Origin of the sequence: Nonomuraea sp. NPDC048916 (assembly GCF_040649575.1) — a bacterium.
Taxonomy (GTDB): domain Bacteria; phylum Actinomycetota; class Actinomycetes; order Streptosporangiales; family Streptosporangiaceae; genus Nonomuraea.
In genome coordinates, this window is sequence record NZ_JBEZFS010000007.1 from 77,521 (window position 1) to 98,735 (window position 21,215).

General features: G+C 68.3%; 22 protein-coding genes. 14 read left to right on the forward strand and 8 right to left on the reverse strand.

The window, feature by feature from the left end; translation table 11 throughout:
• Window positions 1-16: 16 nt before the first annotated feature.
• Window positions 17-1,303: an MFS transporter gene (locus AB0C16_RS08875; RefSeq protein WP_357680500.1), complete on the reverse strand. Its 1,287-nt coding sequence runs from the start codon at window positions 1,301-1,303 to the stop codon at window positions 17-19.
• A gap of 107 nt (window positions 1,304-1,410) precedes the next feature.
• Here AB0C16_RS08875 and idi point away from each other — a divergent pair, with 107 nt between their 5' ends.
• On the forward strand, window positions 1,411-2,022 hold the full coding sequence (gene idi / locus AB0C16_RS08880; protein ID WP_357680502.1) for an isopentenyl-diphosphate Delta-isomerase: 612 nt from the start codon (window positions 1,411-1,413) through the stop codon (window positions 2,020-2,022).
• Between the two features lie 48 nt (window positions 2,023-2,070).
• On the opposite strand, the gene AB0C16_RS08885 is transcribed toward idi, so the two are convergent.
• Window positions 2,071-3,150 carry an inositol-3-phosphate synthase gene (locus tag AB0C16_RS08885; protein ID WP_357680504.1) on the reverse strand — a complete coding sequence of 360 codons (1,080 nt, stop codon included), beginning with the start codon at window positions 3,148-3,150 and terminating at the stop codon, window positions 2,071-2,073.
• A gap of 13 nt (window positions 3,151-3,163) precedes the next feature.
• Window positions 3,164-3,748: a PadR family transcriptional regulator gene (locus AB0C16_RS08890; RefSeq protein ID WP_357680506.1), complete on the reverse strand. Its 585-nt coding sequence runs from the start codon at window positions 3,746-3,748 to the stop codon at window positions 3,164-3,166.
• A gap of 80 nt (window positions 3,749-3,828) precedes the next feature.
• Between AB0C16_RS08890 and AB0C16_RS08895 the strand changes: the two genes are divergently transcribed.
• From AB0C16_RS08895 to AB0C16_RS08910, 4 genes are all read left to right on the forward strand, one after another.
• Window positions 3,829-4,269, forward strand: coding sequence for a DUF5318 family protein (locus AB0C16_RS08895; protein WP_357680508.1), 441 nt, complete (start codon window positions 3,829-3,831; stop codon window positions 4,267-4,269).
• Window positions 4,270-4,501: 232 nt separating this feature from the next.
• The gene (locus tag AB0C16_RS08900; RefSeq protein ID WP_357680509.1) at window positions 4,502-6,970 is read left to right on the forward strand and encodes a transglycosylase domain-containing protein; all 2,469 of its coding nucleotides are present in this window, start codon (window positions 4,502-4,504) and stop codon (window positions 6,968-6,970) included.
• On the forward strand, window positions 6,967-8,292 hold the full coding sequence (locus tag AB0C16_RS08905; protein WP_357680511.1) for a glycosyltransferase 87 family protein: 1,326 nt from the start codon (window positions 6,967-6,969) through the stop codon (window positions 8,290-8,292). The genes AB0C16_RS08900 and AB0C16_RS08905 overlap by 4 nt, the downstream gene beginning before the upstream one ends.
• Window positions 8,289-9,353 (forward strand): mannosyltransferase family protein, encoded by a 1,065-nt coding sequence (locus AB0C16_RS08910; protein WP_357680512.1) that lies wholly within the window; start codon window positions 8,289-8,291, stop codon window positions 9,351-9,353. The genes AB0C16_RS08905 and AB0C16_RS08910 overlap by 4 nt, the downstream gene beginning before the upstream one ends.
• Before the next feature lie 63 nt (window positions 9,354-9,416).
• On the opposite strand, the gene AB0C16_RS08915 is transcribed toward AB0C16_RS08910, so the two are convergent.
• Window positions 9,417-10,160 (reverse strand): deoxyribonuclease IV, encoded by a 744-nt coding sequence (locus AB0C16_RS08915; protein ID WP_357680514.1) that lies wholly within the window; start codon window positions 10,158-10,160, stop codon window positions 9,417-9,419.
• 125 nt (window positions 10,161-10,285) lie between these two features.
• On the opposite strand from AB0C16_RS08915, the gene AB0C16_RS08920 reads away from it, so the two are divergent.
• Window positions 10,286-10,465, forward strand: coding sequence for a hypothetical protein (locus AB0C16_RS08920; protein WP_357680516.1), 180 nt, complete (start codon window positions 10,286-10,288; stop codon window positions 10,463-10,465).
• A gap of 103 nt (window positions 10,466-10,568) precedes the next feature.
• On the opposite strand, the gene AB0C16_RS08925 is transcribed toward AB0C16_RS08920, so the two are convergent.
• Window positions 10,569-10,886, reverse strand: a complete 318-nt coding sequence (locus AB0C16_RS08925; RefSeq protein WP_357680518.1) for a hypothetical protein — start codon at window positions 10,884-10,886, stop codon at window positions 10,569-10,571.
• A 185-nt stretch (window positions 10,887-11,071) separates the two neighbouring features.
• Here AB0C16_RS08925 and rpsF point away from each other — a divergent pair, with 185 nt between their 5' ends.
• From rpsF to AB0C16_RS08960, 7 genes are all read left to right on the forward strand, one after another.
• A complete protein-coding gene (rpsF, locus tag AB0C16_RS08930; RefSeq protein WP_026214314.1) occupies window positions 11,072-11,362 on the forward strand; it encodes a 30S ribosomal protein S6 in 291 nt (96 codons plus the stop codon).
• A gap of 89 nt (window positions 11,363-11,451) precedes the next feature.
• Window positions 11,452-12,015, forward strand: coding sequence for a single-stranded DNA-binding protein (locus AB0C16_RS08935; RefSeq protein WP_357680520.1), 564 nt, complete (start codon window positions 11,452-11,454; stop codon window positions 12,013-12,015).
• A gap of 62 nt (window positions 12,016-12,077) precedes the next feature.
• Complete coding sequence (gene rpsR / locus AB0C16_RS08940; protein WP_020543048.1) at window positions 12,078-12,314, forward strand: 30S ribosomal protein S18; 237 nt, start codon at window positions 12,078-12,080, stop codon at window positions 12,312-12,314.
• 14 nt (window positions 12,315-12,328) lie between these two features.
• Complete coding sequence (gene rplI, locus AB0C16_RS08945; RefSeq protein ID WP_357680522.1) at window positions 12,329-12,775, forward strand: 50S ribosomal protein L9; 447 nt, start codon at window positions 12,329-12,331, stop codon at window positions 12,773-12,775.
• Window positions 12,776-12,962: 187 nt separating this feature from the next.
• Window positions 12,963-13,841 (forward strand): ABC transporter substrate-binding protein, encoded by an 879-nt coding sequence (locus AB0C16_RS08950; protein WP_357680524.1) that lies wholly within the window; start codon window positions 12,963-12,965, stop codon window positions 13,839-13,841.
• A 19-nt stretch (window positions 13,842-13,860) separates the two neighbouring features.
• A complete protein-coding gene (locus AB0C16_RS08955; protein WP_357680526.1) occupies window positions 13,861-14,703 on the forward strand; it encodes an amino acid ABC transporter permease in 843 nt (280 codons plus the stop codon).
• Window positions 14,700-15,443, forward strand: a complete 744-nt coding sequence (locus AB0C16_RS08960) for an amino acid ABC transporter ATP-binding protein (protein WP_357680528.1) — start codon at window positions 14,700-14,702, stop codon at window positions 15,441-15,443. Before AB0C16_RS08955 ends, AB0C16_RS08960 begins: the two co-directional genes overlap by 4 nt.
• On the opposite strand, the gene AB0C16_RS08965 is transcribed toward AB0C16_RS08960, so the two are convergent.
• Both AB0C16_RS08965 and AB0C16_RS08970 read right to left on the reverse strand, forming a co-directional pair.
• Entirely contained in the window at window positions 15,440-16,912 is a 1,473-nt protein-coding gene (locus tag AB0C16_RS08965) for an amino acid permease (protein ID WP_357680530.1), read from the reverse strand. The two genes, AB0C16_RS08960 and AB0C16_RS08965, sit on opposite strands and share 4 nt — an antisense overlap.
• A gap of 68 nt (window positions 16,913-16,980) precedes the next feature.
• Window positions 16,981-18,282: an MATE family efflux transporter gene (locus AB0C16_RS08970; protein WP_357680532.1), complete on the reverse strand. Its 1,302-nt coding sequence runs from the start codon at window positions 18,280-18,282 to the stop codon at window positions 16,981-16,983.
• A gap of 281 nt (window positions 18,283-18,563) precedes the next feature.
• On the opposite strand from AB0C16_RS08970, the gene dnaB reads away from it, so the two are divergent.
• Complete coding sequence (gene dnaB, locus AB0C16_RS08975; protein ID WP_357680534.1) at window positions 18,564-19,919, forward strand: replicative DNA helicase; 1,356 nt, start codon at window positions 18,564-18,566, stop codon at window positions 19,917-19,919.
• Between the two features lie 588 nt (window positions 19,920-20,507).
• Here dnaB and AB0C16_RS08980 read toward each other — a convergent pair.
• Entirely contained in the window at window positions 20,508-21,164 is a 657-nt protein-coding gene (locus AB0C16_RS08980; RefSeq protein ID WP_357680536.1) for a MarR family transcriptional regulator, read from the reverse strand.
• Between the last annotated feature and the right edge of the window lie 51 nt (window positions 21,165-21,215).

A 21,215-nucleotide genomic window follows, 5' to 3' on the forward strand; every position in this document is an offset into this window, starting at 1 on the left:
GCTCGGCCTGACGGGGTCAGCGTGACGCGGGCTCGGGGGCCGAGGTGACCATGCGATAGACGGCTGCCGCCACCGGGTAGCCGATCGCGATGATCGCCGCCGCCAGGTAGGACTTGCCGTTGGCCGGCAGGATCGCCGCCGCCAGGGCCGCCGCCAGCACGTACATGCCGTTGAAGAGCATGTCGTAGATGGAGAAGGCGCGCCCGAGGTAGGTGTCCTCGACATCGCGCTGCACGGTGGTGTCCGCGCAGATCTTGACGCTCTGCCCGGCGATCCCCAGCACGAACCCGGCCGCCGGCAACCCCCACGTCTGGAACGGCATCACCAGCACCGCCGTGAGCACTCCCGCGGCGGTCAGCGCCATGGTCACCCACCGCTCGATGGTGAACCGCTCGGCGGCCCACGGTGTGATGATCACCGCGAGGAAGTAGCCGACGCCGGAGGTGGCCACCACCAGGCTGATCCCGCGCAGCGCCGCGTCGGGGTCGCCGTCGGTGAAGTAGTAGCGGTAGAGGATGATGCCGAGCGCGGTCGCCATGCCGTAGAGGAAGCGGTGGGCGGCCATCGCGCCCATCGTGGCGGCGGCCATGCGGTGGCGGCCCAGGTTGCGGACACCGTCGACGAGGCCGACGAGCACGTTGCGCAGGGCCTCGCGGGCCTGCGGCCGGTCAGGGTTGTAGGAGGGGCCGAGCAGCGAGCGTTCCATCGTGCGGGCGATCAGCGCGCTGAGCCCGAACACCACGCCCGAGGTGGTGAGCAGCAGCGCGGTGCCCGCGTTGTCCCCGCCGAACACCTCGCGCAGCACGAACCCGAGCCCCGCGCCGACGAACGTCAGCACCGTGCCCGAGGTGGGTGTCACCGCGTTGGCCGCCATCAGCCGGTCGGGCGGCACCACATGGGGCAGCGAGGCGCCGAGCGCGGCCAGGAAGAACCGGTTGACCGCGAGCACGCCCAGCGCGGCGACGTAGAACACCGGATCGGGCACGCCGGACGCGACCAGCACGGCGGCTCCGAGCAGCAGCGCCCCGCGCACCATCGGCGCGAACACCAGGATCTGCCGCCGCGACCAGCGGTCGATGAACACGCCGACGAACGGCCCGAGGATGCTGTAGGGCAGCAGCAGCACGGCCAGCCCCGTCGCCACCTCCAGGGCCGTGGTCTGCTTCTCGGGGCTGAAGAAGGCGAACCCCGCGACGCCGAACTGGAAGATGCCGTCGGAGAACTGGGAGACCAGCCGGGTGCCGAACAGTCGCCGGAAGTCTCGGCCTCTCAGGACCACACGTAGATCGGCGACGAAGGACACGCAGTCAGCCTAGCCCCGCGTCCGCGGTCCGCGGCGACGAGAGAGGTTGGCGCCGCAGGTGGGCGATCGTGTTCGGATCACGCTCATGATCACGTACGCTTCATAGCGTGACGACTGACGAACTCGTGGTGCTGGTCGACGGCCAGGGCCACGCGATCGGCACCGCCTCCAAGACCGCGGTGCACGGTCAGCAGACCCCGCTCCATCTGGCGTTCTCCAGCTATGTCTTCGACCACGACGGCCGCGTGCTGCTCACCCGGCGGGCGGCCCACAAGATCACCTGGCCAGGTGTCTGGACCAACAGCTGCTGCGGCCATCCGCTGCCCGGCGAGAGCCTCGAGCACGCGGTCGGCCGCCGGCTCTCCTACGAGCTCGGCCTGACCGTCGAGCGCGTCGACCTGATGCTCCCGGCCTTCGCCTACCGCGCGGTCATGGGCAACGGCATCGTCGAGCACGAGCTGTGCCCGGTCTACCGGGTGACGGTCGACACCCCCGCCAAGCCCAACCCCGACGAGGTGGGAGAGATCCTCTGGATGCCCTGGGCCGAGTTCGTGGCCGGCGTCCAGAGCGACCTGCTCGCCATCTCACCCTGGTGCAAGGAGCAGATCCCCCTGCTCGCCGGGCTCGGCCCCGATCCCATGCGCTGGCCGCGGGCCTCGGCCGACGACCTTCCCCCGGCCGCCCGCGCGGGTTACGAGGAGATCCGCGAGACGCCGTGACGCGTCCGGCGCCGCGTCAAGCGGCGCCGGAGGAGCGTTGCGCGGCGGTCAGCGATCGACCTCGCCGCGGATGAACTTCTCGACGTAGTCACGGGCCTCGTCGTCGGAGTGCTGCACCGGCGGAGACTTCATGAAGTAGGAGGAGGCGCTCAGGATCGGGCCGCCGATGCCCCGGTCGAGGGCGATCTTGGCGGCGCGGACCGCGTCGATGATGATGCCGGCCGAGTTGGGAGAGTCCCACACCTCGAGCTTGTACTCCAGGTTGAGCGGGGTGTCGCCGAACGAGCGGCCCTCCAGGCGGACGTAGGCCCACTTGCGGTCGTCGAGCCACGGCACGTGGTCGGACGGGCCGATGTGCACGTCGGCCTTGCCCATCTCGTGCGGGATCTGCGAGGTGACCGACTGCGTCTTGGAGATCTTCTTGGACTGGAGGCGCTTGCGCTCCAGCATGTTCATGAAGTCCATGTTGCCGCCGAAGTTGAGCTGGTAGGTGCGCAGCAGCTCGACTCCGCGGTCTTCGAACAGTTTGGCCAGCACCCGGTGCGTGATGGTGGCGCCGACCTGCGACTTGATGTCGTCGCCGATGATCGGCACGCCGGCCTCGGTGAACTTCTCGGCCCACTCGGGGTCGGAGGCGATGAACACCGGCAGCGCGTTGACGAACGCCACCTTGGCGTCGAGCGCGCACTGGGCGTAGAAGCGGTCGGCCTCCTCGGACCCCACCGGCAGGTAGGAGATCAGGACGTCGACCCGGTTGTCGCGGAGCACCCGCACCACGTCGACGGGCGCCTCGTCGGACTCCTCGATGATCTCGGTGTAGAACTCGCCCAGCCCGTCGAAGGTGTGGCCGCGCTGGACGGTCACCCCCGTCGGGGGCACATCGGTGATCTTTATGGTGTTGTTCTCGCTGGCGACGATCGCCTCGGAGAGGTCGCGGCCGACCTTCTTGGCGTCCACGTCGAAGGCGGCGACGAACTCGACGTCGCCCACGTGGTAGTCGCCGAACTTCACGTGCATCAGGCCCGGCACCCGGATGTCCGGGTCTGCGTCCTTGTAGTAGTGAACGCCCTGGACCAGCGACGCCGCGCAGTTGCCGACACCGACAATGGCCACGCGAACCGAACCCATCGCACTCGCTCCCTTACTCATCAGTTGACGTGGTATCCCTCTCGGGCTCTTGCGAGGCCCGTCTCTCTGTCGCGATCAGCTCGTTCAGCCAGCGCACCTCGCGCTCGACCGATTCGAGACCGTGACGCTGCAGCTCAAGCGTGTAACTGTCGAGGCGCTCCCTGGTGCGGGCCAGGGCGGTGCGCACGCTGTCAAGTCGTTCCTCCAGGCGGCTGCGGCGGCCTTCGAGGATGCGCAGGCGCACCTCGGCCTCCGTGTGCCGGAAAAAGGCGAAGTGGACGCCGAAGCTCTCGTCCTCCCAGGCGGAGGGCCCGGCCTGGGTGAGCAGGTCCTGGAGGTGTTCCTTGCCTTCGGCGGTCAGCTTGTAGACGATCTTCGATCGGCCGCCCACGATCGTGGTGGGAGCCGGTTGGTCCTCCGCGATGAGGCCCTGTTCCAGTAGTGATCGCAGACATGGGTAGAGCGATCCGTAGGAGAAGGCGCGGAACATGCCCAGCAGGGCGTTGAGCCGTTTGCGCAGCTCATAGCCGTGAAGAGGGGTCTCGTGGAGCGACCCGAGGACTGCCAACTCGAGCACTCTGCCCTGTCCGCCGGCCACGCTGATCCGCCCCCTCTCGCATCGATGTATCGAGCTGATACATCATGAGGATACGTCGGATCGCTATATGCTGGCAATCAATGACTTTGCCAAGTCGTTGGGATGAATCGGTAAAAAGCCGTAGTCTGGCGCTCATGTGGTCACAGCGAAGGGTGGTGGATTACGGCCTTGCGAAGAAGGCGGCGGTCCGCTCCGTGCGTGCCGGGCGCTCCTCGCCCGTGGACGTCTGTGACGCACAGCCCTACCTCCTTCGTGCGGCGCGCCACTTCGGCGAACCGACCGAACGCCCCTGCCCGGTGTGCGAGAGGGAGAACGTCACCAACGTGACCTATGTCTACGGGGATTCCCTGGGACGACTTGCCGGTCAGGCAAAGGTCATGTCGGAACTCTTAGAGATGGCCCATGATTACGACGAGTTCCGGGTGTACGTCGTCGAGGTCTGCCAAGGTTGTTCCTGGAACCACCTGACGGTCTCGTTCGTCCTCGGCAACGGGCCGCCGGACCTCGCCGGCAAGCCATAGAAGACCGAGGGCGGCGAGGCGCCTCACGCCCAATCCGCCGTGCTATCCGACGACGATGCGAGGACGTGTGAGTAACAGCATGAACGAGGGGACGAGCCGCCCGGGGAGGCGCCGTCGCTCCAACTCATCCCGTTCCGTTCCCCAGGGGTCCGCGGCGCAAACCGGCGACTCCGGCTGGGGCGCCGCACAGCCTCCACGCCGTCCGGAAGCCGCCTACGAGCAGACCGGCGCGATGTCGGCGCAGCCGTACGAGCCGGGGCCGCGCAATCCGGGTCATCGCGAGCCGGCGCCCCGTGATCCGGCGCCCCGCGAGGTCGCCCCGCGCAACCCCGGCCCGCGCGGGCAGGCGCCGCGCAGTGAGCCGGAGACGCGCAGCCGCGCCAACCAGGAGACCATGGTCAGCGACGCCCCGCGCCGGGCGCGAGGGCGCGGCGGTGGCGGCGGCGGCGGGCCCGAGGGTCCGGCCGGGCCGCGCAAGCCCGGTGGCGACAAGCCCGGCTGGCGCAGGTTCATCCCCAACTGGAAGATCGTCATGGCCGGCTTCGCGGTGCTCGCGGCCGGCCTCTTCGGCATGATCGCCGTGGCCTACGCCAACATGCCGGTACCCACGCAGGACCAGGTCCAGGACGGCGTCGACGACCAGGGCAGCGTCATCTACGACGAGAACAAGAAGGTGCTGGCCCGACTGGGCGTCAAGCGCATCCCGGTGACCTACGACCAGGTGCCGCGCGCGGTCCAGGACGCGGTCATCGCCGCCGAGAACAGCTCGTTCCGTGACGACTCCGGCATCTCGTTCTCCGGCATGATGCGCTCGCTCTGGAGCACGGCCTCCGGCCAGCAGGTGCAGGGCGCCTCGACCATCACCCAGCAGATGGCTCGCGGCTACTACGACGGCCTCTCCCAGGAGCGGACCGTTCAGCGCAAGATCAAGGAGATCTTCGTCGCGGTCAAGCTGAACAAGCAGCTCAGCAAGGAGAAGATCCTCGAGCAGTACCTCAACACCATCTACTTCGGCCGGGGCGCCTACGGCATCGGCGCGGCGGCCGACGCCTTCTTCGGCAGGAAGGTCGAGAAGCTGACGCCCGAGCAGGGCGCCTACCTGGCCGGCCGCATCCAGAACCCCGACGCGTTCGACCGGGCCGAGCTCGCCGGCAAGATGGGCGACACCGAGTTCCGCTACAACTACGTGATCAAGCAGATGGCCCAGCTCGACGCCACCGCCTACGGCTCGCTGCCCGCCAAGTCGCCCAAGTCGCCCAAGCGGGTCAAATACCAGACGAAGGACTACTTCAAGGGCCTGGCCGGCTACGAGGTCGAGGCGGTGCTCAACGAGCTGAAGGCCCGCGGGATCAGCAGGGAGGACGTCGAGAAGGGCGGCTACAAGATCTACTCGACGTTCAACAAGGAGCTCATGCAGGCCGCCAAGGCCGCGGTGAACAAGCACACCGCGGGCCTGCCCGGCGAGATCAACGCCACCCTCGCGGCCGTCGACCCGACCAACGGCCGGGTCCGCGCCTTCTACGGCGGCGACGACTACGAGAAGGACGCGTGGAACGACGCCTTCCTCTCGCAGAAGCAGGCCGCCTCCGCGTTCAAGCCGTACGTGCTCGCCGCCTGGCTCGACGCCGGCTACAGCCTGAAGAGCTACGTGCCGACGAAGGGCCCGGTCAAACTGCCGGGCACCACGGACATCAACAACGACCACGCGATGAAGGCCTCGGCCGTCGACGTCATCTCCGCCACGGCCCAGTCGGTCAACACCGCCTACGCGAAGATGGGGGAGAAGGTCGGGCTGGAGAAGGTCATCGACATCGCCTCCAAGGCCGGCCTCGACGAGGACCGGCTGAAGGACGCCCAGTCCCGCCACCACTACCTGATCACCATCGGCAGTAGCCAGGTGACGGCCGTCGAGCAGGCGGGCGGCTACTCGATCTTCGCCAACGGCGGCAAGCACTACCCCAACCACGTCATCATCCAGGTGCGCGACAAGAAGAACCAGGTCGTCTTCAACGAGAAGAAGACGCCGGTCAGGGTCATCTCGCCGGACGCCGCGGCCGACGCGGTCACCGCGCTGGAGGCCGTGGTCAAGCAGGGCACCGGCCGCAACGCCGCGCTCTACGACCGTCCGGTGGCCGGCAAGACCGGGACGAACAACGAGAACAAGGAAGCCTGGTTCGTCGGCTTCACCCCTCAGCTGTCCACCGCGGTCGGCATGTTCCGCCAGGAGTGCCGCACCAAGGCCGGCAAGGTCGTCCAGCCGGTCCACGACACCTGCCCGTGGGCCAGGGGCAAGAGCAAGAAGTACACTCCCGCGAACCCGTACAGCAAGCCGTACGAGGTGCCGCTGGGCAGCGGCTTCCAGGGCGCCACCTACCCCGCGGCGATCTGGAAGACCTTCATGATCGAGGCCATGAAGGGGCAGAAGGTCGAGCAGTTCCCGCCGCGGGCCGACACCGGCATCGCCGAGAACCTCGCGCCCAAGCCCATCCCCACGCCCACGGCCACCACCGACCCGTTCGCCGAGCAGGACCCCAACGAGATCTGCGGCGAGATCGGCCCGTGTGACGAGGACCAGATCGTCACGATCGACCCCAACGAGAACGGCGGCATCCCGCAGGACGACGGCACCGTGATGGGACGGGGCCAGGACCCCAGATCCGGGGCGCCCGCATCGATGCCCAGCAGGCGCGAGAACCAGTGAAGTCGAGCACGGTAGCGCGCCCGCCGCTGATCGCGCGGGCCGTCCCGTACCTTCCCCTGGGGCTGTTCGCGGCCCTGGGGGCGACGCTCGCCTACCTCGTGCGGCTGCCGTGCCGGACCGGCGGCTGGAACGACCAGGTCTCGACCTACACCAACTTCTGCTACACCGACATCTACCCGCTCTACTTCGACCGGCAGCTGGCCACGGAGAACCCCTACTTCGCCACGGTGCCGTTCGACAAGCACGTCGAGTATCCGGTGGTGCTCGGCGAGGTCATGCAGGCGTTCAGCTGGATCGCGCGGCTCCTGGAGCCCGACGAGGTCGCCCAGGCGGTCCGGTTCTACGACATCACGGTCGTGTTCCTCGGGATCTGCCTGGTGGCCGGTGTCCTGCTGATGGCCGCGGTCGCCGGGCCCGTCCGGCGCTGGGACGCCCTCTGGTACGCGCTCGCGCCCACGGTGATCCTGGCCGCGTACATCAACTGGGACCTGGTCGCGGGCGCGCTGTCGATGGGCATGCTGCTGGCCTGGGCGCGGAAGCGGCAGGTGCTGGCCGGTGTGCTGCTCGGCCTGGCGATCGCGACGAAGTTCTATCCGCTGATGTTCGTCGGCGCGCTCTTCCTGCTCACGCTGCGGACCGCGCGCTGGCGGCCGTTCCTTGTCACGATGGCCGCCGCCGCGGGCGCCTGGCTCGTGGTCAACGTGCCGTTCATGGTGCTGGCCTGGGACGGCTGGCGCAGGTTCTACGTGTTCTCGCAGGAGCGGGGCGTCGACTGGGGTTCGCCCTGGCTGTTCTTCCAGAACAAGGGCTGGCCCGTGCTCGGTGAAGCCGACGTCAGCGTGCTGGGCACGGTCTCGCTGGCCGTCCTGTGCCTCGGCATCGCGGTCCTCACGCTGGCGGCGCCGCGCAGGCCCCGGCTGGCGCAGATCTGCTTCCTGGCGCTGGCCGCCTTCATGATGACGAACAAGGTCTGGTCGCCGCAGTTCGTCCTCTGGCTGGTGCCGTTCGCGGTGCTCGCCCGGCCCAACTGGAAGCCGATCGCGCTCTGGCAGCTCGCCGAGATCTGGTACTTCTTCGCGATCTGGCTCTATCTGCTCTCGCAGCCGCCGCTCAGCCGCAACGACCTGGGCATCGGTGACGACACCTACTTCACCGCCGTCTGGGGCCGCGTCATCACGATCGCGATCATGATGGCGTTCGTCGTGCGTGACATCCTCCGTCCCGGCAAGGACGTGGTACGGCAGGCCGGCGTCGACGACCAGGTGGGCGGCGTGTTCGACGACGCCTCCGATCGGTTCACGCTGGCCTCCTCGTCCCGATGATCACGCGCTCGGCCGATCGTGACGCTCTGCTGCTCTGGCTGAGCTCGCGGGCCGGGCTGCTGACCGCGACGCTGCTCGGCGTGACGTTCCACGACTACCTGGGTAAGTGGCGGCAGTGGGACGCCGGGCTGTTCGTCACGATCGCCCAGTACGGTTACGACGGCGACCCGAACAAGCCGCCCGACCCCGGGTTGCCCGCGTTCTTCCCCGGGTTACCCCTGGTGCTGCGCCTGGTCCACGTCGTGGTGCCCGACTGGACGGCCGCCGGGATGATCGTCTCGCTGGTGGCCGGGGCGGTGGCCATGATGGCGCTGGCCCGGCTCGCCGAGTTCGAGGGCGCCTCGGGCTGGATCGCGGTGCTCGCGCTGCTGGTGTTCCCGACCGCGGTGTTCCTGGCCGCGGGCTACAGCGAGTCGCTGTTCCTGGCTTTCGCGATCCCCGCCTGGCTGGCCGCCCGCCAGGGCCGCTGGCCGCTCGCCGCCGCCCTCGCCGCGGGCGCCTCCTGTGTCCGCATCACCGGCCTGTTCCTGGCGGTCGCCCTGGTGGTGGAGTTCGTCACGGGCAAGGGCGCCGTGCGCCGGGCGCCCTGGCTGCTGGTGCCCTTCCTGCCGCTGGCGGCCTACTCCGCCTTCCATTACGCCCGTTCGGGAGACTGGCTGGCCTGGAAGCACGCCCAGGAGGCCGGTTGGGGCAGGGAGATGGTCTGGCCGTGGGAGTCGTGGACCACCACGTGGGACGCGGCCACGCTCGCGGACGACTTCGCGGTGGCCTTCCGGATGGAGATCGCCGGGGCCGTGCTGTCCGTCGCCGTGCTCGTCTGGCTGGCGGTCGCGCGCCGGTGGAGCGAGCTGGTCTACACCGGGCTCCAGGCGGGGGCGCTGATGACCTCGGCGTTCTACCTGTCGATCCCGCGCTCGCTGCTGCTGTGGTTTCCGCTCTGGCTGGCGATGGCCCGGCTGGCCACCGGGAGGCGGTGGGTGATCGTGGTCTACGCCATGGTGTCGGGGCCGCTCATGGTGCTGAACGCGGTCCGGTTCATGAGCGGCGCCTGGGCAGGATGATCTCCATACCCACTTCGTGGACTCGGTAATCCAGGGAAGTTATCCACAGGCTGTGTGTATTCGCTAGAGATTCTTCCTCAGGAAGGCGATGTCCTCGGCCTGGCCCTCGGCCGGTGTCTCGACCACGATCGGCGCCCCGGCCGCCCGGCACACCGCGAGGATCAGCTCCGGGTCGATCGTGCCCTGGCCCAGGTTGGCATGGCGGTCGGCGCCCGAGTCGAAGGCGTCACGCGAGTTGTTGCAGTGCACCAGGTCGATCCGCCCGGTGATGGCCTTGACCCGCTCGACCAGGCCGACCAGGTCCTCGCCGCCCGCGTGGGCGTGGCAGGTGTCGAGGCAGAAGCCCACGTCGAACCCGTCGAGCGCGTCCCAGAGCCGGGCGATGCGCTCCAGCTTGCGCGCCATCGCGTTGCCGCCGCCCGCGGTGTTCTCGATCAGCACGGGGATCGGGCACTCCAGCCGCTCGAACACCTTGCGCCAGTTGTCGAAGCCGGTCTGCGGGTCGTCGTTCTTGTTGACGTGGCCGCCGTGCACGATCAGGCCCTTGGCGCCGAGGCCGGCGGCTGCCTCGAGATGCTGGGCGAGCAGCTTGCGGCTGGGGATCCGGATCCGGTTGTTGGTCGTGGCCACGTTGACCAGGTAGGGGGCGTGAATGTAGATGTCGACGCCCTCCACCGGCTTGGCCGGCAGCACCGGCTTGTCGTAACCCTGCGGGTCACCGAGGAAGAACTGCACCACCTCCGCCCCGACTTCGGCGGCGTGGGCCGCGGGATCGTCCTGAGCGACGTGAGCTCCGATGCGCACCATGCCACCGAGCCTAGCGGGAGCCGCGAGCGGGGGTCCGGCGCCCGTGACCAGCGGGGACCGCCCGGCCCGTTTGTTCGACCTGCGGCGGGGCAGTTGCGCTGCACCCCCTACGCGAGGAGAACGATATGGCCCGCTGGCGCTGGCGTTCGTTAATCATCCTGATCTGGGTCGTGATCGGCATCTACGTGGCCTGGGTGTACGACTACATCACGCCTGGCATCCTCAAGGACATCGCCGAGGCTCTGCTGGCGGTCTTCCTCTGGTTCCTGGTCCTCCTCGAGGTGGACCTGCACATCGGAGGGTGACCTATATATAGGTATATAGGCGGCTCGTATAGGCACAGCTCGTCAAAGGACGGCTCTTCGAGACGGCTGGACGAGGACGGCCCCGGAAGCCGGGGCCGTTTCCTCATGGCAGGTAGCCGCCTCGGGCGATGCCGAGCGCCAAGCCGACGAACGACGACACCAGGCCGACGATGTTGAGGGAACGCTGCGCCGTGGTGGCCGAGACGTATTGTGAGTAGAGGCCGGTCCCGAATCCGAGGGTGCCGACCCACGAGGCGATCACGTAGCCGGTGGAGAAGAACGTCGCGGCGAAGGCGACGAGCCCGCACGCCAGCGTGGTCACCGCGAGAGTGTTCTCCACCGGATGCGAGCGGCCGTCGGTGTTGAGTGTGAGCTTGAACCGTTCGCTCTGCGACGGATGCAGCATGTGCGGCACAGCCATCACCCCCATGGGTTTGCTACATGCCTTCCCACCCTGACGCGGCTGGTAACCTGGGCGGGCTGCGTTGTGATGGGTGACCCGTCACGCCGGAGCGTCGAAATGGGCGCTCGGGTCAACACGTCAGCGTCCTCCTGTCACGGCAGAGTGTCGTGACCGCAAGAGTCCAGAGGAGGTTGGAGTCCCGCATGCGTCGTTACGAAGTAATGGTCATCCTGGACCCTTCGCTCGATGAGCGCACTGTGGCGCCGTCCCTCGACCAGTTCCTCACCGTGGTCCGCAACGACGGTGGCACTGTGGAGAAGGTCGACGTCTGGGGCCGCCGGCGTCTCGCCTACGACATCGACAAGAAGTCCGAAGGCATCTACGCCGTCATCGACCTGTCCGCGGAGCCCGCGACGGTCAAGGAGCTCGACCGCCAGATGAACCTCAACGAGGGCATCCTGCGCACCAAGGTGCTCCGCCCCGACGTGCACTAAGCAGCTCGTTGCCCGGCTTTTGTCGGGCGGCAGCCGTACTCTGAGCCGTAACCCGAAAGCGAAGGCGTGCAGGAAGGCGAGCGCTAGCCATGGCAGCAGGCGACACCGTAATCACCATCGTCGGCAACCTTGTCGACGACCCGGAGCTGCGCTTCACCCCGACGGGTCAAGCGGTGGCTCGATTCCGCATCGCGTCCACTCCGCGGTTCATGGATCGCCAGACCAACGAGTGGAAAGACGGCGAGAGCCTCTTCCTGACCTGCAACGTGTGGCGGCAGGCGGCCGAAAACGCGGCCGAGAGCCTCCAGCGCGGCATGCGGGTCATCGTGCAGGGGCGGCTCAAGCAGCGGTCTTACGAGACCAAGGAAGGCGAGAAGCGCACGGTCTACGAGGTCGAGGTCGACGAGGTCGGCCCGTCTCTGCGCAACGCCACCGCCAAGGTCAACCGCACCACCCGTCAGGGCGGCGGCGGTGGCGGCTTCGGCGGCGGCCCGGCCGACGACCCGTGGGCCTCCGCCACTCCCGCCCCGCCGCAGGGTTCCGGCGGCTTCGGCGGCGGTGGCGGCGGCTACCAGGGCGGCGGTCAGGGTGGCGGCCAGCAGCCGGGCGGTTTCGGCGGCGGCAACGACTTCAGCGACGAACCGCCTTTCTAGATCCCATTCACCAGTCCGAGACCATTCCCGCCTGACGGCGGGGCTCTGAAAGGAGCACCACGATGGCCAAGCCGGCACTGCGCAAGCCCAAGAAGAAGGTTTGCCTGTTCTGCCACGACAAGATCTCCTACGTCGACTACAAGGACACCGCGCTGCTGCGGAAGTTCATCTCCGATCGCGGCAAGATCCGTGCGCGCCGGGTGACGGGCAACTGCACCCAGCACCAGCGCGACGTGGCGACCGCGATCAAGAACGCCCGTGAGGTGGCTCTGCTGCCTTACACGAGCACCGCGCGCTAAGGAGGCCTGTCGATATGAAGCTCATTCTCACGAACGAGGTCTCCGGCCTCGGCACCCCTGGTGACGTCGTCGAGGTCAAGGACGGCTACGGCCGCAACTACCTCATCCCGCGCGGCTACGCCATGCGCTGGACCCGTGGCGCGGAGAAGCAGATCGAGTCCATCAAGAAGGCTCGTGACGCTCGCGAGATCCGTGACCTCGGCACCGCCAAGGAGGTCGCGGGCCGGCTCGGCGCCCTCCGCGTCCGGCTGACCACCCGCGCGGGCGACTCCGGCCGCCTGTTCGGCTCGATCACCACGGGCGACATCGCCGACGCCGTCAAGGCCGCCGGTGGCCCGATCCTCGACCGCCGCCGCATCGAGATCGTCAACCCGATCAAGAGCGTCGGCTCCCACAAGGTCAGCGTCAAGCTGCACCCCGAGGTCTCGGCGTCCGTCGACGTCGAGGTCGTCGCCGGCTGACCCACTCCGGCATCAGCGCGGCCCTCTCCCCATCGCGGGGAGGGGGCCGTTCGCGTTCCACGGCCGGGGTGACCTGACCGAGATGTCAGTAAATCTGCGGCATGACCGCAGGTGGGGGGATATCTCGTTGCCTCGACAGCGTACAATCGGCTCGTTCTTCCCCGCGTTCTCCCCCTGGAGGCCAGCCATGGTCCGTCCCTCGATGCTGCTCGCGATCGGCGCGCTGGCGGCGGCGACCGTCGCGTGCGCGCCCGTCGACGACCCCAGCACGGCGAGCACGGCCGGTCCCGCCGGTTCCACCGGCACCGCCACGGCCTGCACCAAGGATCAGCTCAAGCTCGTCAACGCGGGCAAGCTGACGATCGGCACCGACAAGCCCGCCTATGAGCCGTGGTTCAAGGACGACGACCCGAGCAACGGCCAGGGCTTCGAGAGCGCCGTGGCGTTCGCCGTGGCGGGGGAGCTCGGCTTCGACCGCACCGAGGTGCAGTGGAACACGGTCAAGTTCGACTCGGCCTTCGCGCCAGGTGCCAAGCAGTTCGACTTCGACATCAACCAGGTCTCGATCACCCCCGACCGGGCCAAGGTGGTCGATTTCAGCAACGGCTACTACACGGTCAAGCAGGCCATCGTGGCGATCGACGGCAGCAAGTTCGCCGGTGCCAAGAGCCTGGCCGAGCTCAAGGACGCCAGGATCGGTGTCCAGGTCGGCACCACCTCGCTCGACGCCGTCCGCAGCGTGATCAAGCCCAGCGACGACCCCAACGTCTACAACGAGCAGATCGACGCCATCACCGCGCTGAAGAACGAGCAGGTCGACGCCCTGGTCGTGGACCTGCCGACCGCGTTCTACGTCACGGCCGCCCAGGTCGAGAAGTCCAGGATCGTGGGCCAGTTCAGCTCCACGGGCGGTGCCCCCGAGGAGTTCGGCCTGGTCATGGAGAAGGGCAGCGCGCTCAAGTCCTGCGTGGACAAGGCGGTCGACGCGCTCAAGTCCAAGGGTGAGCTGGCCAAGATCGAGCAAGAGTGGCTCGGCTCGGCGGCGGGCGCGCCCGAACTGACGTGACGCCCGACCGGTGAGTGACATGTCCCCGGCCTGGGTCAAGAGCGATCGCCAGTGGGAACGCGAGCGGGTCCGCAGGTCGCGGGCCCGCCGTTCGACGTCGATCGCCACGGCCTCCACGATCGTGTTCCTCACGCTGGTCGCGTGGATCGTCACGAGCTCACCCGGCTGGCCACGGGTCCAGGAGTCGTTCTTCAGTGTCGAGGCGTTCGCCACGGCGCTGCCCGACGTGCTCGACGGGTTCCTGCTGAACGTCAAGATCTTCCTGATCGCCGAGCCGCTCATCCTCGTCGTCGGCCTGCTCGTGGCGCTGGCCAGGGGGATCAAGACTCCGGCGTTCTTCCCGATCAGGGCGCTGGCGACGCTCTACACCGACATCTTCCGCGGTGTGCCCACACTGCTGGTGATCTACCTGGTCGGCTTCGGGCTGCCCGGCCTGCGGTTGCAGGGTGTCCCGACCGACCTGGCCACGCTCGGCATCATCGCTCTGACGCTCTCCTACGGCGCGTACGTGGCCGAGGTCTTCCGCTCGGGCATCGACTCCGTCCATCCCAGCCAGATCGCGGCGGCCCGCTCCCTCGGGCTGAGCCACGGCAAGGCCATGCGGTTCGTGGTGCTGCCCCAGGCCGTCCGCAGGGTCGTGCCACCGCTGCTCAACGACTTCGTCTCGCTGCAGAAGGACACCGCGCTGGTCGCCACCATCGGCCTGATGGAGGCGCTGCGGCAGGCACAGATCTTCGCCTCCGGCAAGTTCAACTACACCTCCTACCTGGTGGCGGCGCTGTTGTTCGTGCTGCTGACGATCCCCCTGGCCAGGTTCACCGACCACCTCGCCGAGCGCACCCGAAGGAGGCGCGGAGCATGAGCCTGCTGACCGTCGAGGGCGTGTGGAAGAGCTTCCGCGGCCACGCCGTGCTGCGCGGCATCGACCTGGAGGTGCGCCCGCACGAGGTGGTCAGCCTGATCGGCGCCTCCGGCTCGGGCAAGTCCACGCTGCTGCGCTGCGTCAACCTGCTGGAGACCGTCGACGACGGCGCCATCTTCCTCGACGACCGGGAGATCACCGACCCGCGGGTCGACGTCGACGACGTGCGCAAGCGGCTCGGCATCGTGTTCCAGGCGTTCAACCTCTTCCCGCACATGACCGTGCTCGACAACATCACGCTGGCTCCCCGCCAGGTGCACAAGGTGGCCAGGGCCCAGGCCGAGGAGGAGGCGCACGACCTGCTGACCAGGTTCGGGCTGGCCGGCAAGGCACGCGCCTACCCCGACCAGCTCTCCGGCGGCCAGCAGCAGCGGGTGGCCATCATCCGGGCGCTGGCCACGCGGCCCAGGCTGATGCTGCTCGACGAGGTCACCTCCGCGCTCGACCCCGCGCTCGTCGTCGAGGTGCTGGGCATCATCAGGGAGCTCAAGCAGGCCGGCATGACGATGATCCTGACGACCCACGAGATGGGCTTCTGCCGTGACATCTCCGACACGGTGTGCTTCCTTGACGGCGGCGTCCTGCTGGAGAAGGGCCCTCCGGAGAAGATCCTCAGCGATCCCGACCACGTCCGCACCAGAGAGTTCCTGCGCAGCGTGCTCGAAGCAGGCAGGCTCTAGCGCCGGTGCCGTCCCCGCCCGGAGGGCACCGGCTCCCGTTGCGGGGCCAGCAGGCTGTGCCTACGGCCGTACACGAGGTAGACGAGCAGGCCGAAGGCCATCCACAGGCCGAACCACACCCAGGTGTGCACCTGCAGGTTGACCATCAGCCAGAGCGTCGCGAGCAGGGAGAGGGCGGGCAGCAGCGGCGACAGCGGCACCCGGAAGCCGCGCTCCAGGTGCGGCATCCTGCGCCGCATCACGATCACGCCCGCCGCCACGAAGAGGAACGCGAACAGCGTCCCCATGACCACGAGCTGCTCCAGCGTGAGGACCGGCACGAACTCCGCCAGCAGGATCGCCATCAGGCCGATCACCAGCGTCACCCGCGAGGGGGTGTGGTACTTGCGGCTGATCGTGGCCAGGCCGCGCGGGATCAGCCCGTCGCGGGCCATCGAGAACAGCACCCGCGTCTGCCCCACGATCAGCACCAGGATCACCGTCGTCAGCCCGAGCACGGCGCCGATGTCGATGATGTGCACCATCCAGTCGACCCCGACCATCCGGAACGCCCCCGACAGCGGCGCGTCCAGCGAGATGCTCGTGTACGGGATCATGCCCACCATGACCACGGCCACGGCGATGTAGATGATCGTCGCGATGACCAGGCTGCGGATCATGCCCTTCGGCACCGCCTGGGGCGCGTGCACGGTCTCCTCGGCGGCGGTGGCGACGATGTCGAAGCCGACGTACGCGAACGCGATGGCGGGCGCGGCCGCGAAGATGCCGAACCAGCCGAACGCCTGGCCCTGGCCCACGAACAGGCTGAGCACGGTCGTGGACGGCGTCGTCAGCGGCTCCGGATCGACGTACAGGTCACCGAAGTTGACCGGCTGCACGTGCAGGGCGCCCACGACGATGACCGCGCCGATGGCCAGCAGCTTGGCCGCCACCATGACCCACAGCGCCCGCAGCCCGATCCGCGCGCTCAGCGCCACGACGGCCGTGATCAGTCCCAGGATCAGCAGCACGAGCAGGTCTGCGACCAGGTCGTTCTCCGGCAGGCGGATGCCGAAGTTGGTGATGGCGCCGATCGTGAGATTGGCCCAGGCTCTGGCCACCACGGCCGCGGCCAGCTGTAGCTCCAGGATCAGCGCGCAGCCGATGATCCACGCCCACACCTCGCCGAAGATGACGTAGGTGAAGGTGTAGGCGCTGCCCGAGGTCGGCATCGTGGACGACAGCTCGGCGTAGCACAGGCAGGCGAGCAGGCACGCGATGCCCGCGATCATGAAGGACAGCACTACTCCGGGCCCGGCGGTGGTCGCCGCCTGCCGGCCCGCGATGCTGAAGATGCCGGCGCCGATCATGACGCCCAGCCCGAGCACGACAAGATCGGCCGGGCGGTACAGCTCGGCCAGGCTGTGGCGAGCGCCGGTGCGCAGCCCGGTCGCCTCGCTGGGCGGAAGACGTCGGAGAATAGTGGACAAAAGCACACCCCGCTCGTGTAGCTCGCTCACACTGCCTCACCACATGTGCAACAGCAAGCACAGGACGGTTACGCCCCGGTCACCAGCCAGGCAGTGCCCACGGCCCGGCGGCCCAGCGTGATCAAACGTGCGATCATCCACACCCCAAGTGCGCACCAAAGAGCAACGATGCCGAAATCCACCGCGAACAGCGCGGCGGGCAGATACGCCGCCGTCGTCCACACGCCCGCCCAGGCGAGGTAGCGCTGATCGCCGGCGCCGATCAGCACCCCGTCGAGCACGAAGACCACGCCGCAGATCGGCTGGAACAACGCCACCGGCCAGAGCACGGCCAGCAACTGCGCGGTGACCTGCGGGTCGGCGTCGAACAGGCCGGGCAGCACCGGCCTGGCCACGATGACCAGCGCCCCGAGCACCACACCCGACCAGAGGCCCCACCACACCATGCGCCGGGTCGCGTTCCGGGTCGCGGCCGTGTCGCCCGCTCCCAGCGCGCGGCCGGTGATGGCCTGACCGGCGATGGCGATCGCGTCCAGCGCGAAGGCGAGCAGCGTCCACAGCTGGGTGGCGATGGCGTACGCGGCCAGCTGCGCCTCGCCCATCCGGGTGGCCAGCACGGTCGCCACGACCAGCACGACGCGCAGGCAGACCGTACGGATGAGCAGGGCGAAGCCGGCCGTGCCCGCCTGCCTGACGCCGATCAGGCTGGGCGTGAGCGGAGTGCCCAGCCGCCGGGCGCCCCTGACCACCACGGCCAGGTAGACGGCGGCCCCCAGGGTCTGGGCCAGCACGGTGCCCCAGGCCGACCCGGCGATGCCCCAGTCCAGCCCGAGCACGAACCACGCGTTCAGCACCGCGTTGAGCGCGAACGAGCCCACCGCGACGGTCAGCGGTGTCACCGTGTCCTGCAGCCCGCGCAGCACGCCGGTGCCGGCCAGCACGACCAGCATGGAGGGCGCGCCGATCAGGCTGATGCGCAGATACGTGACGGCCTGCTCGGCCTGCTCCGGGCCCGCCCCGAACAGGTCCACGATGGCCGGGGCGAGCGGCCAGCCGACCGCGATGAGCGCGACCCCGATGGCCAGTGCCAGCCAGATGCCGTCCACGCCGCTGCGCATGGCCCGCCCGTGATTGCCCGCCCCGGACTGTCGGGCCACGGACGCGGTCGTACCGTAGGCGAGGAAGACGCAGAGGTTGACCATCGTCGCCAGGACCGTGCCGGCCACGCCCAGCGCGCCCACCGCGGTGGTGCCCAGACCGTGACCGACGATGGCGTAGTCGGCGAGCAGGAACATCGGCTCGGCGACCAGCGCGCCGAAGGCGGGCACCGCCAGCCGCAGGATCTCCCGATCCTGGCGTGTAATGGGCATTTCCCTATTATGCCCATTACCCGGCATGTCGGGCCAACTTTCTTTCCTCCACAGGCGGTGGATATCGTTTCCGCAGCTCAGAGATGGTCTAGTGGATAAGCTTCAGAGTTATCCCCAGGTTCGTCCACAGTGCTTTCACACCCTGGGCGCGGTAGTGCACAGCTTGACCACAGGGTTGTCCACAGGCCGCGTTGCCGTCCGCCCGCGAACCGGCGAAACTGTCACCCCGGTCGACTACAAGTGGGGGTGGTGCGACCGCCGCACGGTGTTGAGGGGGCGCGGTGAGCATTGACGAAGAGGTGGGCGCAGGCCCTGGTTTCGAGCGCACACCACCCAGCAACATCGAGGCGGAGCAGTCGGTCCTCGGCGGCATGCTGCTGTCCAAGGACGCGATCGCCGACGTCGTCGAGATCATTCGGGCCGACGACTTCTACCGTCCCGCCCACCAGATGATCTACGACGTCATCACCGACCTCTACGGCAGGGGTGAGCCCGCCGACGCGGTCACCGTCTTCGACGAGCTGCAGAAACGCGGCGAGATGGCCAGGGTCGGCGGCGCCGCCTATCTCCACACCCTGACGGCCGTCGTCCCCACCGCGGCCAACGCCGGCTACTACGCCAAGATCGTCCGCGAGCAGGCCATCCTCCGCCGCCTCATCGAAGCCGGCACCCGCATCGTCTCCTACGGCTACGGCGGCCAGAACGAAGAGGTCGACGACCTCGTCGACCGGGCCCAAGCGGAGATCTACAAGGTCACCGAGCGCCGCACGTCCGAAGACTACGCCCCGCTGGCCGACATCATGCCGGGCGCCCTCGACGAGCTGGAGGCCATCGGCAGCCGCGGCGGCCAGATGGTCGGCGTCCCCACCGGCTTCCAGGACCTCGACCAGCTCACCAACGGCCTCCACCCGGGCCAGATGATCGTCGTGGCCGCCCGGCCCGCCATCGGCAAAAGCACTCTTGGTCTGGATTTCGCCCGGTCTGCGGCCATCAAGCATGGGATGACCACCGTCATCTTCTCGCTGGAGATGTCGCGCAATGAGATCACCATGCGTCTGCTGTCGGCCGAGGCGCGGGTGGCCCTGCACGCGATGCGCTCCGGAATGATGGGCGACGACGACTGGACGAGGCTGGCGCGCCGGATGAGCGAGGTCGCCGAGGCGCCGCTGTTCATCGATGACTCGCCCAACATGTCGATGATGGAGATCCGGGCCAAGTGCCGCCGCCTCAAGCAGCGCAACGACCTGCGGTTCGTGATCATCGACTACCTCCAGCTGATGAGCTCGCCGAAGAAGACCGAGAGCCGCCAGAACGAAGTGTCCGAGATCTCCCGAGCCATCAAGCTGCTGGCCAAGGAGCTCGAGGTCCCGGTGATCGCCATCTCCCAGCTCAACCGAGGCCCCGAGCAACGCACGGACAAACGTCCCCAAGTGAGCGACCTACGCGAATCGGGCTCTATCGAGCAGGACGCCGACATGGTCATCCTGCTTCATCGTGAGGACGCCTACGAGCGGGAGTCGCCCAGGGCCGGTGAGGCCGACCTGATCGTGGCCAAGCACCGCAATGGCCCTACCGCGACCGTCACGGTGGCCTTCCAGGGCCACTACAGCCGCTTCGTGGACATGGCCCAGCACTGAGCCGCCCGGATGTAGGGTCCGCGATTCCGTGAGTAAGTCCGACTGATCATGAGCACTGTCCGAGCTAACCGGCGTGATCACGAGCTTGATAACGCTCTGCGATGTCGGACTTACGGGATTTTGATGATCCGTGAGGTGGGACGTGTTATGGATTCGTACGCTCCGGATATTGCAGGACGGGGCGAGGCGCGTCACGGTCGCGAATTTCCCATGGCGTTCGTCCCATACGCAGGTCTTGCCCACGAGGCTGGCCTCAGTCCCACGACGCTGGCTCGAAACGCACGCAGATAGGGCGTCCCGATCGCGTGGCGCTTGGGTTCGTACAGAAGGACATCCACGTCACGAACATGGTTGGGATCCTCCTGATTCCCCATGGTTAGACGGTGAGGCTGCTGAAGGACCGTGACGCTGCGTGTCCGAGGACGAACGACCTTGACCTGCGACGAGAACCAACCATCATCACGGTGCCGGGAAGAGTGTGCTCATGGCCTTCACTCACTGCTGCCCATAGACGGCCCCGTGGCGTGGGTCGGTGACGATCAGCAGGAACTGGTCAGCCGGCTCGCCAGGTGGTTCGGCTGAGACCCATCACGCCAGGAGGGCGCGCCAGCGGCCGGCGGACTCCAAGATGTCCAGGCTGACCCGCTCCAGGAACGCCCCTGTCTTGGCCAGCCGCTGTCCCACGGGGCTGTCGAGCCCGTACGTCTCCGCCGCCGCCATCGTGGCCCGCGCCGTCTCGAGCGTCTGCCGCTCGCTGATCACGATCGAGTGGTACCAGGCGTCGTCGTCGACCACGTAGATGTCGCGACGCCGCTGCGGATCGCGCTCGCGCCGGACGAACCCCTGCTGGACCAGGTAATTCACGGCCACGGAGACGGAGGCAGGGCTGACCTTCAGCCTGCGGGTCAGCTCGGCCGCGGTGCGCCTGCCGTCCTCGGACAGCACCAGGTCGAGGTGCACGCGCGCGGTCATCCTCGGCATCCCCGCTCCGACCGCCATCTCGATGAGCTCCTCTTCCATGCCACCCAGCGGTGTGGCGGCGCGTGGGGGTGCCGGTGTGCCGCGCCGCGCCCGCTGGATCGTCGCTTGGTGCGCCTGCTGGGGGCGGTAGCCGGCGGGGCCGCCGTTGCGTGCGACCTCCCGGGTGATCGTCGAGGTCGGCCGGTCGAGCCGCCTGGCGATCTCGGCGTAGGCGAGCCCGTCGGCGAGTCCGGCCGCGATGCGATCACGATCCCGCTGGGTCAATCGTCCTCCTGGCATGCCGCCAGTATTGCCTTCGCCGCCATTCATTGCAAT